Source organism: Peribacillus sp. RS7 (assembly GCF_041956845.1).
In the GTDB taxonomy this organism is placed as follows: domain Bacteria; phylum Bacillota; class Bacilli; order Bacillales; family DSM-1321; genus Peribacillus.
This window is the reverse complement of record NZ_CP168135.1, coordinates 3,944,562-3,957,688: the sequence shown is the minus strand read 5'-3', so window position 1 is coordinate 3,957,688 and position 13,127 is coordinate 3,944,562. Positions and strand designations below refer to the sequence as shown.

General features: G+C 36.4%; 13 protein-coding genes and 1 pseudogene. 4 read left to right on the top strand and 10 right to left on the bottom strand.

Translation table 11 applies throughout. The annotated features are described in order from the left end of the window. Positions 1 to 349: 349 nt before the first annotated feature. Both ACDZ29_RS19890 and ACDZ29_RS19885 read right to left on the bottom strand, forming a co-directional pair. Positions 350 to 1,114, bottom strand: a complete 765-nt coding sequence (locus ACDZ29_RS19890) for a hypothetical protein (RefSeq protein ID WP_289324508.1) — start codon at positions 1,112 to 1,114, stop codon at positions 350 to 352. Between the two features lie 194 nt (positions 1,115 to 1,308). Next, a pseudogene (locus ACDZ29_RS19885) lies at positions 1,309 to 1,579 on the bottom strand (transposase); the annotation flags it as partial. Positions 1,580 to 2,412: 833 nt separating this feature from the next. Here ACDZ29_RS19885 and ACDZ29_RS19880 point away from each other — a divergent pair. Beyond that, positions 2,413 to 3,099, top strand: coding sequence for an ArsR/SmtB family transcription factor (locus ACDZ29_RS19880; protein ID WP_375088422.1), 687 nt, complete (start codon positions 2,413 to 2,415; stop codon positions 3,097 to 3,099). Between the two features lie 83 nt (positions 3,100 to 3,182). Here ACDZ29_RS19880 and ACDZ29_RS19875 read toward each other — a convergent pair whose 3' ends face one another. From ACDZ29_RS19875 to ACDZ29_RS19855, 5 genes are all read right to left on the bottom strand, one after another. Then, the gene (locus tag ACDZ29_RS19875; RefSeq protein WP_375088420.1) at positions 3,183 to 4,067 is read right to left on the bottom strand and encodes a DMT family transporter; all 885 of its coding nucleotides are present in this window, start codon (positions 4,065 to 4,067) and stop codon (positions 3,183 to 3,185) included. Between the two features lie 290 nt (positions 4,068 to 4,357). Continuing rightward, complete coding sequence (locus ACDZ29_RS19870; protein WP_375088418.1) at positions 4,358 to 4,744, bottom strand: VOC family protein; 387 nt, start codon at positions 4,742 to 4,744, stop codon at positions 4,358 to 4,360. A gap of 644 nt (positions 4,745 to 5,388) precedes the next feature. Then, positions 5,389 to 5,565 carry a small acid-soluble spore protein H gene (locus ACDZ29_RS19865; RefSeq protein ID WP_289316964.1) on the bottom strand — a complete coding sequence of 59 codons (177 nt, stop codon included), beginning with the start codon at positions 5,563 to 5,565 and terminating at the stop codon, positions 5,389 to 5,391. 265 nt (positions 5,566 to 5,830) lie between these two features. Further along, entirely contained in the window at positions 5,831 to 6,262 is a 432-nt protein-coding gene (locus ACDZ29_RS19860) for a CBS domain-containing protein (protein ID WP_289316965.1), read from the bottom strand. 355 nt (positions 6,263 to 6,617) lie between these two features. After that, complete coding sequence (locus ACDZ29_RS19855) at positions 6,618 to 7,361, bottom strand: SDR family NAD(P)-dependent oxidoreductase (protein WP_289318421.1); 744 nt, start codon at positions 7,359 to 7,361, stop codon at positions 6,618 to 6,620. A 290-nt stretch (positions 7,362 to 7,651) separates the two neighbouring features. On the opposite strand from ACDZ29_RS19855, the gene ACDZ29_RS19850 reads away from it, so the two are divergent. Continuing rightward, a complete protein-coding gene (locus ACDZ29_RS19850; protein ID WP_375088417.1) occupies positions 7,652 to 8,776 on the top strand; it encodes a LuxR C-terminal-related transcriptional regulator in 1,125 nt (374 codons plus the stop codon). 248 nt (positions 8,777 to 9,024) lie between these two features. On the opposite strand, the gene ACDZ29_RS19845 is transcribed toward ACDZ29_RS19850, so the two are convergent. Both ACDZ29_RS19845 and blaOXA read right to left on the bottom strand, forming a co-directional pair. After that, entirely contained in the window at positions 9,025 to 9,771 is a 747-nt protein-coding gene (locus ACDZ29_RS19845; RefSeq protein WP_289324501.1) for a TerC family protein, read from the bottom strand. Positions 9,772 to 10,092: 321 nt separating this feature from the next. Continuing rightward, positions 10,093 to 10,899 (bottom strand): class D beta-lactamase, encoded by an 807-nt coding sequence (gene blaOXA, locus ACDZ29_RS19840; protein ID WP_375088416.1) that lies wholly within the window; start codon positions 10,897 to 10,899, stop codon positions 10,093 to 10,095. A gap of 197 nt (positions 10,900 to 11,096) precedes the next feature. On the opposite strand from blaOXA, the gene ACDZ29_RS19835 reads away from it, so the two are divergent. After that, entirely contained in the window at positions 11,097 to 11,276 is a 180-nt protein-coding gene (locus ACDZ29_RS19835; protein ID WP_370014497.1) for a small, acid-soluble spore protein, H family, read from the top strand. Positions 11,277 to 11,325: 49 nt separating this feature from the next. On the opposite strand, the gene ACDZ29_RS19830 is transcribed toward ACDZ29_RS19835, so the two are convergent. Continuing rightward, entirely contained in the window at positions 11,326 to 12,096 is a 771-nt protein-coding gene (locus tag ACDZ29_RS19830; RefSeq protein ID WP_375088415.1) for a GH25 family lysozyme, read from the bottom strand. A 558-nt stretch (positions 12,097 to 12,654) separates the two neighbouring features. Here ACDZ29_RS19830 and ACDZ29_RS19825 point away from each other — a divergent pair. Next, the gene (locus ACDZ29_RS19825; protein WP_289324497.1) at positions 12,655 to 13,116 is read left to right on the top strand and encodes a general stress protein; all 462 of its coding nucleotides are present in this window, start codon (positions 12,655 to 12,657) and stop codon (positions 13,114 to 13,116) included. Positions 13,117 to 13,127 lie beyond the last annotated feature (11 nt).

Genomic DNA, 13,127 nt, shown 5'->3' with positions numbered 1-13,127 from the left:
CCTATTCTTTTTAAGCATATGCATCGTAAGGTTCGTGTGCGAGGACTTACAATTAATATTCTAAAACTAGATATACGGATACTTTCAGATTAAAAAGGCATGTGTATAGGAATAAAAAATAACTTTATATCCAAAAAACTTACCCATTAGGTAAGTTTTTCTTTTTTTTCGTTTTAAATTACCGATAACAATACTAGTGAATTTAAATGAGTTATTATAATTCATGTTTTTTGCCTTAACCATGTGGATGCAATAATCCTAGACTTTGCGGTTAATTTAACTCTTCTTTTTAATTCTTTAAAAAGCTCTATATTTTCTTTATCCCTCCTGCAAATAAAAAGCACCCAATTTAATGGATGCTTAGATTTCCTTTCTTTCGTAATCTTATTTCAAATTTATCACTGAAAAATTCATTTGCATTAAATATAGTACTAATGTCTGAAATATCACCTACGTTCACAATTAAAGCATCATCAACTTCTTGATCTGTGAGAACTATGCGATATTCATATTGATTTTCAAAGTATTTATCTTTCCAAAAATAAATATCTGTCCCTTGATTTTTATAAGATCTCATCCTAGCTGTGGAATTGATGTTATAATCATCATATTTTACCAACCCACCTCTGTAAGCATACCCTTTTTCATTGAGTGTTTTAGTAAGTCTGTCAATAAATTGCGATGGGGTAACAAAAATTAATCTATCTCCGAACTCGCTGATCATTTTATCGATTTGTTCTTTAGGTAAATCAAATTTGGTATAGTAATACTTTTCATCCTCCATAACCACTTTTAACATATCGCCGACAATTGCAAACATACAATATAATGGTCTTTTTTCATTTATATTTTTTCTAAAATTCATCTTTTTAGTTCGCCCCGACATTATTAATTCATCGGTATCTTGAGTAAAGAAATTCATTGTTAATTCCGTAAAAACATGTGAAGCTTCAAATTTGTCTCCTACACCTTTTTCTCCCGAAGCACTTTCCATATCAATATACTTTTTGAAATTGTTCATATATAAATCTCCAGACAAGAAACTTTCAACAAAAGGTGTGAACTTTATAAATCCAAAAACTTGACCTTTAAATCCTACGTCTGATATTTTCATACTCTTCATTCCCTCCTATTTGACTACTAAATTCGAAAAAGGGACTATTCACCGGTATTTATTCAATCTAATCTATTCACAAGACTATTAAGGAACGTTTACTGTTAGTGAACATGTAAGAATGTATGCCTAGTTTACAAAGAATATACTTCATTAAAAAACGCTTATCCAAAGGATAGACAGTCTTTCTTCTGTTTAGCTTCCACATGCATATTCGTTATGATTTCCTGTTGTCTTAACAAATTATGAAGGACTAAAAGCTGAATTCCTCTAATTTTATGAGGTTCACCTTTGTAATACAGTACACACAACTGGTACGCATCGATTGCGTCTGTTTTTACCTTTCGTAAACTGGATTTCTTTGCCTGGTAAGAAATAATCGGATTTAGTAAGTTATAGAATCCCTTGTTCCTCCAGATATTGAATAACGGGAGAATGGTAATGCCCTGTAGATTCTAAAATGACCATATCCATCCTTAAAGAACTTTCAGAGCTTCAGCCATTATTTCGGCCGTTTCTTTATCAGGTAATGTACCTGTTAATAAGCGGAAACGGTTATTTTCCGCGTTAATTATTTCTTATTTCATTGCTTGTACCTCCTTTTTAATATCTTATAAAGCTTTCTATAAATATGTACAGGACTTAATAGATTCACTAACAGCCCTTTTTATGTTTCTGAAAATTAAAAGAAGTCCTACTTTGATAAAGTGGACCTGTTGGGTGCTGAAGTAAAAATGCGGAACGCATTGAATGGCTATTCTAAAACCCATCCGGATTATGATTTGATTAGGGTAATGGATTGGAAAGCAATCCATTCAAGGACATCTGAACATTTTCAAAGAAATTACTTAATCACAACCTGAACGTTAAAGCGGTAGTGCCTAAATGAGATGGTGATTTTACAGAAATTCATTTGAAACATCTTTAAGGAGTTAGCTGCACTGATAGCATCTATATAATTACCCGTCCAAGCTTTTCGTTGAAGTGAAATTCAAACTGGAGTGCCCACGGATTTTAAGGCTACACGGAAAGGTCAAATCTTTTAAAATCTATGATTTCTCCCTGCACTGCGATTTGGAACCCTTTTATCTGTCATCATCTTTCTGCGTATACACACCGAAAAAATACGCAATAAACGATATCCACTTTTATTGCAGGGTCCAATATCCTTTTTCAGGGGAATCGTGAATATACAGAATATCACCAGGGCAGCGGTACTGTATAATAGAAAAATAAGCTTACATATTTATAGGGCTATACCTATATCTAAATATCGGGCGGAAAGGTTGGTAACTATCTTGAGTATAAATCCAAATATGGTGGAGATAGCCTCCCTCCTTGGGGAAACGTCACGTGCAACAATACTTGCAAGTCTGCTGGATGGTCGTTTTCATACGGCAGGTGAATTAGCATTGATGGCTGTAATAACACCGCAAACCGCCAGCTTTCACCTCTCAAAATTAGTGGAAGGTAACCTTGTTAATGTTGAAAAACACGGACGACATCGTTACTATCAGCTAGCAAATGGAGAAATTGCGGGCATTTTAGAATCATTTCTTGCCATTTCCCCACCACCTGAAGTTCGGTCGTTAAAACAATCAAGACAAGTTAAAATGCTTCAGGAAGCCAGAACTTGCTATGATCATTTGGCAGGAAAACTAGGCGTCCAATTAACTGAATCGATGTTGAAAGCCGGATATTTGAAAAAAGAAGAGAGAGAGTTTACAGTTACACCCAAAGGAGATCAATTTTTTTCAGAATTCGGCATCGATTTACTTGATTTAAGAAGAAAACGCCGTTCATTTTCCCACTCATGTTTAGATTGGAGTGAACGTCACCATCATCTTGGTGGAGCTTTAGGGAATGGGCTTCTTACACATTTATTTGATTTAGGCTGGATAGTCCGTGTTCCATCTATTCGCGCAGTAATAGTAACACCTAAAGGGAAAGAAGGATTTAAAGAAGTTTTTTGTATAGAGGTATAATTTAATAATCCCTCATGGTGAAACTCTTTTCTTTTTCCCCATGAGGGACTTTCTGTCTGTAGCGGCTTAAATCCTTACGATTACTATAAAGCTCTTTTAACAAATTTATTTTCCTTTTGGAAATTGCTATTTACAAGATAGATGCCAATGATAATAAACAGTCCGCCAATTAGGAGTGACGTGTATATCTGTTCGCCTAATAGTGCCCACCCTGATAAAACACCGAAGAAAGGTGCCAAAAATAAAAAGGCACTTGTTTTTCCTGGATCACTCTTTTGTAAAAGGTAATACCAAACAGCAAATTGCACGATCGATGACATGATACTTAACCATAATAAAATGAACAGCGAATTACCATTCAGTATGAAAAATGGTTTTTCAAGAATAAAGCTGCCAAGTAAAAGCAGTAAACCACCAAAAAGCATCTGATAGGCAGATAAAACCCATGTATCGAAAATCGCTCCCCATTTTTTCGCCAATAAAGTGGAAATGGCCCAGAAAATAGCAGAAAGAATGCCGAAAAGAATGCCAATCTTAAATTCAAGTTGCGCTCCCATCGTAATAATTACTCCCACTAATCCTAATAATACTCCGATCCATTGATATAGTTTATAGCGTGTTTGTGAAAAAATTGTACCGAATACAACAACGAGTAACGGGTTCGTGAAAGTAAGAATTGAGGATTCACTTGCTGTAATAGTGCGTAAACTCAGGAAAATGCACCCCATTACTCCGGCTGTTTGAAAAGTGCCGATAATAAGCATTTTTATCCAATCCCCTTTAGAGTTTGGATGCGGTCTTCTTAAAAAGAATACGATCATCGCCATTATGAATCCAGCAAGTGTGAAGCGTAATGCTGCTAATAATAATGGCGATGAATACGGTAGACCAATTTTAACTACCGCAAAAGAAGAACCCATTAAAAATGTCGTTAAAAGTATCAACAGTGCAAATTTGAAAACATTCATTTTTTTATCTCCTGACATATTTAAATGACCGATCTATAGCTATTATAGCTGGTGATTATTTCAGCTATTATCGAAATATGGAATGCAAGTGGAGATAAATTTAATAGCATCGACATATCATAGGGAACCTTCATAGTTTAATTGGCATAACTAACTTCTTTAAATCATCGTATTCATCTATTGAAATCAACTAAAAAAAATAAAGTTTACCTCAATTCCCGAACCATCACCTCTCCTATCAGACTTCATGCCTTAAAGTTCACTCATCATCCTAGCTAAGCTTGTAATTCCTACTTTTCATATATCTCAAGAGGCAAATCATCCGGATCACAAAAAAAAGTAAATCTTTTTCCTGTTAACTCATCAACACGGATAGGTTCGACCGGAATGTTTTCTTTTTCCAAATCTTTAACAGCTTGATTAATATCTTCCACTTCAAAAGCAAGATGTCTTAGCCCTTTTGCTTCTGGATAACTTAGACGATTGGGGCTTTCAGGAAATGAGAACAATTCCAGCTGATATTCCCCTCCGACCATTAGATCCAATTTATACGACTTCCTTTCTGCCCGATATGTCTCCTGCACGATTTCACACCCTAAAATGTTCACATAGAAGTTTTTTGATTTTTCATAATCGGAACAAATTATCGCTACATGATGTATTTTTTTTACCTTCATTTGCTTCCTCCCTAAAAAGACTTTGGTTAGTAGGTTAACGTAGCGTCCGCACCTATGGGATATGATTCCCGTCAACTAATCAGTTCGCCCCTACTTGTAGAAATTGGTTGTGACTAGATCTCGTTTAACAAGCGAAGGTGCAATACTATATGGATGAAAAAGGCGATGGATCTAGCTTTAAACCTACGTAACATTATAAGGCAGCAGCTTGCATATTTGTACAAACTAAACTAAAATTCCAAACAGTTTTGGATAAGGTATTTCCTGAGTGCTTTAGAGTTCAGTATTTAGATGTTTCTGGTACATTCAAAAGACTTTAAATCGAATTATCAAAAGAGGTGCAAGCAGGCTACGATAGTCATTGAATATGGCTGTTACATAAGCAATTCGGGATTGTCGCAAAAAAGAAAACGACGGATTAAATCATTCACCTCAAAAAGAGATTACGAGAGTTTTAGGATAGAACGTGAAGAAGGAATGCCCTTTAAAGTAGCATGTTGGATTCATGCGCTAGGTTAAGAAGTTGAAGCCTACGATATTTAGGACCTTTGCATCCATGATAAAAACCCCTTGGTCTCAAGGGGTTTTTATACATTCAATTACGACAAACCAGTGACCCAAGTAACACGCTCTCACTTGACGGCTTATTCTTTTAAATTGGATAAAGGGACCTCTTGTTCATTCTCTGGTTCATCAAGAGGATAGATTCTAGCTGTTTCATTATTTTCATCCACATTTTGAATATAGATTGGAACCTCATTGTGGGTTACATTAGCCATAACTGGTGAAGCCGCAATCTCTTTTGCTCGTTGTTTGTTCATTATATTGACCTCCGTTTGATTTGGAATTTTTATCATGTTTATTTACAATTCTTTCATTATTTTTATCATTGGAGCCAGGAAACAAATCCGAAAATATACTTTAAGAGCTCTATGTTTATGACTGTACCCGTTTCTCAATCGAATAAAGGAAAATCATCCGGACCGTTAAGAATAAAAGATGAACTTTCTCAACTTTAATTGGTTATCTCATGCATCAGATTGGGTAAAACCCTAGACCGCTCATGCATTCATTTTTTGCATCGATTTAATGTTCTAAATGAGTAGATTCAGAAATGTGACTTAACGCTTCACCAGCTTCATTAACATGAATATCCACTGTTACAAGATCACCAATAGCACAAATACCAACAATTTCATCATTTTCTACAATAGGAATACGGCGGATTTGATGATCGGCCATCATACGGGCACATTCGTGTGCATCTGTATCCGGATCACATGTGATTACATTCGAAGTCATAGAATCATGGCAATGAGAAGTATTGCAATCTTTACCGTCTGCTACACAATTCAAAATAATATCACGATCTGTAATCATGCCTATGACTTTCTTACCTTCACATACTGGAACGGAACCACAATTGATATCTCGCATAATTCTTGCTGCTGCTGTTACAGAATCATGTGGTGCACATACCTTCACATCTTTGGTCATAATGTCACGTACCGTTGTCATGTTTATCATCCGCCTTTATCAATAATTTTTATCGACTATGATATTTTTCACCGTTTTTTTTAAGTTATTCCTACTACTTGAAAAGTACCTCATTGTAAAACAACATTCGCGGCATAAACACTCTATGGATCAATATAATATAGTCCTATTATCGTAAAGGAAATACAAAAACGCCTGTCAACAGTAAATGGCTGACTGTAACGTAGTGGAAGGAATTTCAAGGAGTTAAATGTAAAAAAGAGCCCTTCCGTTTGAATGCTCATCTTACGGAAAAAGCTCTAAAATAAATGTAACTAGTACATCAAACGAAATGTACCGATTGAGAACCACCGATTAATCCTTGGGTGTAAAAGCTTTATACTGCCGTATATCCGCCGTCTACAATAAGGCTTGTGCCTGTTACAAATGATGCATCATCACTTGCAAGGAAGAGAACAGCCTTAGCCACTTCTTCCGCTCTGCCTAAACGGCCGATTGGATGTAAATCGATCAATCCTTGTCGTATTTCACCTTGCGCTTCCGCAATAAGTGGTGTATCAATATATCCTGGGCAAACTGCATTGACACGAATGCCATCTTTCGCATAAGTCGATCCTAACGTTTGTGTTAAAAGCTTAACCCCGCCTTTTGCTGCAGAATAAGCTGTCACCCCCGGCTTCCCAGCATGGCTATGGATGGAGCCTGTATTGACAATGGCACCGCCAGTGGATTGTTTCCGCATTTGCTCTATCGCATATTTATCAGATAGGAAGACACCGGATAAATTAATATCAATTGTTCTTTGCCATTGCTCATAGCTTAACTCATGTATGTTTCCGTCTCTTGCAATCCCTGCATTTGCAAACATGATATCCAGTTTTCCATATTTGTTAACCGTTTCTTCGATCATATTCTTAATGTCATTTTCATTCGTCACATCGGTTTTAACAAAAAGAGTATCATACCCTTTTCCATTTAATTCATCTGATACAGCTTGTCCATGATCTGCAAAATCTGCAATGACCACCTTTGCTCCTTCTTCTGCAAATAATTGAACCGTACTGGCTCCAATCCCACTTGCTCCCCCTGTTACGATCGCCACTTTATTTTCAAGTCTCATCATATACCCAGATCTCCTTTACTTTTTTCTATGCTACAGATTCCTCGAGAACCAGAAATCCTCATCCCTAGAGGTTCTCCCTAGACGATGATTCATATACCATTCAATGAAAGCTGACTACAATAAGCAATCCTTAAGAAATGGAAAGGCCAATAAAAAGCTTCATTGTATGTTCATACCTTTATTCTACTCCTCACAATTTGAAATACTATCCTATAAAGTGCTGTATAATAATAGGGTAAGCTTCCCCCTTTTATAGGGGCATTTTGTTTTAAGGAGAAGGAATTCGCATGGCTCAACCTTTACATGCATATGAAGAAATAACGTTTCGGCAATTCATATTATTCATAAAAAGTCATAACAAACAGATTGAAGAAAATATCAATATTTATTTAAATCTAGAACCCTTCATATTAGAACCTGAACGTAAGATGATACAATCATTACTGGACTCATTTTTACTATTTTTATCGGACATAAGAGACACTTACGAAAAGCATTTGGACACATGGCTGCAATCACATTTACCCATTTTAAATGTGAATCATTTTAGTATGTTCCGATTAATCTTTGAAAAGGCCATCGTTACCTTAATGGTAAACCTGAAACATGCCCAAACCATATCCATTCTTATGTTCTTATTATCCATTTTCTCTCATCTTATCCATAGCTATAACAAATGGGTGGATGACGAACCTGGGCAGCATTCTAAAACCATTCAAGAAAATGCAGAACTTAAACGACTGCAGCTACTGGACCAATTAGATGAACTTCTGATTAACTCAGCAGGATTTAAAGATTTTGCTTTTATCCTAAAAAAATGTGAAGAATTCTTTAACTATAAAAGATGTGTTTTTTATGCTTATATTCCTTGGTCCAATCAATTGTACGGGACCATTGGATCGGAATTGCCCAAGGTTCAAAGCATGAGGGGCCAACTCAGCTTGAAGCAATCCATGGTGTTCAATTCCAAAAAACCGGTATATTTAAAGGATCCCCATAATTACATCAAAGAGGAACATATACAGTTATTTAATCTTTCATCGGTCATTTTTGTACCCATTGTTCATGAACAGCAAGTGTTCGGTTGGCTGACCTTTGATCAATTAGGAGAGGAATTCGATTATTCAATAGATGAACTGACTTTACTTGATCAGGTCGGAAAACGGCTAGGTTTATATTTATCAAGGAAGGATGATGAGGTTTCATTTGGTACCGACATACAATTGACGGAAAGGGAATCCATGATCCTGAATTTGCTGGCAGAGGGATATAACAATAAAAAAATGGCCGAATTATTGCAATTAAGCGAGCATACCGTTAGAGATTATGTAAGCAGTTTAATGACAAAGTTCAAAGCAAAAAACCGTACACAAGTAGTCGTTTATGGATTTCGCTTAGGTCTATTAAAGTAATATCGGCATTTTTTATTAGTTCTTCATCAAATAGGTCTGTTACATACAGTTACTGGACTTGAAAAACTGAATACAACTATCGTTTGTATTTTCCTTGTAATTGCAAAGGGTCAAATTTTCTTTGCTTCATAATGTAAAAAAGTTCAATCTACCGCCAAAACTTTTTAGCTCAAAAATTAAAATAAAGACCGAATTTTTACATCGGTCTTTAATCTTTTGAAATTTTCATTCATTACTATTGAATATCTTTATTTACCTTCACCTTTTTTTTCTGTTTTTCCAGATAAAAACCATCCGCCTACAGCAATAAGAAGCATGACTGTCCAAAAGATTATATTCCAAATGGGTCCTTCAACAAACTCGTGAGAAATAATGTGCACGGATGGATGCGCAAGAGTATGCATTAATAACTTAACCCCTACCCAACCAACGATTAACATGGCTGCCGTTTCGAGGCTAGGCCGTTCTGTCAATATCTTAACGAAGTATCCTGCTGCAAACCGGATGACGATTAAGCCTGCAATTGCTCCTAATAAAATAACGATGAATTTAGCCCCATCCATACCTCCTATATCACCCATTGGTGTATCTGGTAAGGCAATGACAAGAGCGACTGCAGCTAAAATGGAATCGATGGCAAAGGCAATATCAGCTAATGCAATTTGCGCAACAGTCATTCGGTAGCTTGTCACTTTTTTATCTTTTTCCCCGTGGTCCCTTTTTAATAAATGTTTCAATGAGATGAAAATTAAATAAGCAGCCCCGATTGCCTGAACTTGCCAAACATGGAAAAGGTACGAAATAATAAAGATGGCACCAATCCTAAAAATAAATGCCAATAGCAATCCAATATTGATCGCTTTTTTTTGCTGTTCTTTTGGTAAATGCTTTGACATAATGGCTAAAACCAATGCATTATCAGCAGATAATAAACCTTCTAAAAAAATTAAAATAATTAAAACCCAGCCATATTCCAATAATAACGATAGTTCCATAATACCCCCCTATAAGCGTGTTTAAGTATGTGTAATTACCTTCAAATCCTCCAACACTTTCTCTCCAATATTGTCCCATGTATCAACTTCCTTATTCAACACTTCCGTCCCGTTAGCTCCATAAGAAAAAGAGCTGCCGAAGCAACTCCCTTATTGAAGTAAAGCATCCGTTAACTCTATACTATATTCTTTTAAGCTTACACTTAGTTCCCATTGAAAAAGATTGGGATTTAAATTTTCAATTTGACTAATCCAAAATATTTCATTAAGTTCGGTAAGCATCACCTCGGTTGAATTACCAAATGAGGTATTAGTTCTTACCTACTCTTCCATTAAATGATATTTCTTTAAAATGTCCATTGTGATGTTTTTAGCGTCTGCTGAAGTACCGGAGATATTCGTTACAAAGACATAGTCACGATCCTTTGTTTCAATAAAGCCAACATACCAGCCAATGTTTGACCCCTGTCCTGTTTTCCCGTAAAGCGTATAGTTGTCCCCTTCAGATTGGATCATCATCCGTTTTACGGTTTTCATGACATCCTTATCAAAAGGAAGTTTCTCTGTATATAAATTTTCCATAAAATCCGCTTGTTCAATGGGTGAAATTTCGAGTGAACTACTTAGCCAAAACTGATCGATTCCTCCACTAATATCTTGGTTGCCATATGAAATCTTATGAACCCACTCCTCCATTCGACTCTTTCCAATGTCACGGGCCATGGCTTGATAGTACCAAACAACGGAGTTCCTTAGACCAGACCCAAGCGTATGATCCTGGTTCCAAACCTCAATTTCCCGTTTCACTCCGTCCCAATATTTAATATCATATTCATCTTCAACAGCCCCTACCTGTAATCCGATGAGTGCATTAGGCACCTTAAATGTCGATTGCGGCGCAAACCTTTGTTCAGCTCGATCATTATTATGGATGAAAGTCATGCCTTTTTTCATTTCACGTATTATGAAAGTTCCGTCGCGTTCAGCAAAAAATTCAGCGACGTCAAGCTTCTTAATGTTTAGGTTAACCTTGGCAGCATTGGCTCCACTTGGTTGTTGCAAGCATGTAAACAGAACGGCTGCACCAATAAGTATTAAAAGGACTGCCAAGACCTTAAGTTTTTTCATATTAATCACCCCCGAATTCATTTTTACAATCATATCCATTCTAGCAGATTAACCCAGTATTTTAAGATTATGAATTGTCACCTTTTTATTAAGTATATGAAACGCTAGAAGGGTTAATTTTTTACTATCCTTAAAAACGAATAAAATTCAGTCTTTCCCCAAATAATAAGTAGACTAATAAACAGGGAGGGATTTATGTGGATGTTAATCGTGTAAAACAGATTCTTTCTTCTTCATCTGACATTGAGGTGAGATATAATGGCACGTCAGTATGGATTGATAATTTAAATGAAGATGGCAGAACTGCTACAGTACATCTAAGAGGACCATTAGAGGAAAGGTCAGAAGTGGAAATTGAAGAACTTAAAGAAATATAATGAAGTTCAATTAAAAATATGCTCCTCTCGTAAAGAGAAGAGCCTTTATTTATTTCATCCTTAATTTTTGACCGATATAAATTTTGTCCGGGTTTTTAATGCCGTTAAGACTAACAAGAGATTTTACGGTTGTTTTGTTGTTTTTTGCAATCAAGCTAAGTGTGTCGCCTCTTTTTACAGTATAAGCTGTTGATGAAGTTTCCAATGCACGGGAGTTGGGTGACCTAAAAGAATTTACGTTATTGGTAAAATCCCTATAGGCTATATTCAAATCCACCTTTGTGCTGATCCCGCTTACCTTACCTGAATCAGAATGCTGCCAAATATCTGCGCTACGCCCCAACGTGCTGTTGTATCGGGCAATCCACAAAGCGTAGTTCGCCAATCTTGATTCATCTAACGTATTTTCAAGAAAGTATTTACCGGTATAAAGCATGGCAGAGTATCCAGCTTCTTCAATTGCTTCTAAAAAAACTAGTGCTGCATCGGTTAGCGTTTTTTTCTTTGCCTCTTTTTTATTTTCTTCAAGGTCAAGAACAACAGGATAGTTTAGAGCATTAGAGCTTATCGAATCCAGAAAATAAGCAGCCTCAGCTTTTGCTTCTGCAACAGTAGCAAACTTTGCATAATGATAGGCCCCGACTTTCAAGCCCGCTGTCAAAGCTTGAGGGGCATTTTCTTTAAAATAAGAGAGTTTAGAATAACTCGTGCCCTCGGTTGCTTTAATAAATACAAACTTCACGCCGGCCTTTGCGACTTCATCCCAATTTATAGTACCTTGCCAATGTGAAACATCGATTCCCTTTATATTTTCTTCCATATTAATATCCTCCTCAAGGGAATAACCCAATGGTTGTGCATGATTTCAATCGTTATTCTAATTTTATTATGTAATAATTCTTTTAAACACCTCATGGGAAACATACAGGCTACTGCAGAATATTATTGCGGTTATGATACAAATGAAAACATAACAATCCTTTACCTTTTTTTAAATTCTTCGATCTGGCTTGTAACGAGAAGTTGTCTATTTTATTCTCTTCAATATCAATACCCCATTCCCCAATATTCTAGACAAAATGACATAGCCCTAATTACATTTTAAGCTCAAGCATCGATGATGTTGCTGAAAGAGCTTCGTTCCCTAAAAAATTAGAGCAATCTAACTAGTAAAATTTATGTCTTCCTTCCTACCCTACCTGGAGAAATTATAACTGCATCATTTGAACCTTTTATTAAGGCAAAAAGTGATGAATCTATCGAGTCACCCAGCCTAAAATCCTTATTATCATTGTTATTTCAACGTAACGAATATAAACCTTTTATGACTCATATGATGAGGTGAACAATAGGTGGAAATTAAAGGAGGATGACTTTAATGAGTAAGCAAGTGGTAGGGATATATGAAAACGGTGAAGGTGCGGTAAAAGTTGTTGAAGAACTTTTGATACAAGGGTATAAACGTGATGAAATTTCTGTTGTTGCAAAAGATCGCAAGGAAACAAAAGTGGTCGAGAGAAAAACTGGTACGAAAGCTGAAGAAGGATTAGCTACCGGAGCTGCTACAGGTGGAGTTATTGGCGGGACGGCTGGCCTTCTTGCCGGTGCGGGTGCATTGGCTATTCCAGGAATAGGACCGCTGCTCGCTGCTGGACCTATCGTTTCAGCGCTGGCAGGAGTTGCTGTTGGTGCAGGAACCGGGGGATTGGCTGGTACTCTGATTGGATTGGGTATTTCGGAAAAAGAGGCAGAAAGTTATGAAACGGATATAAAAGCCGGAAAAGTTTTAATTTTAGTAGATAATGATATAAAAGAAGGCCCCACTACTTATAGAAGATAACCTGCACATAT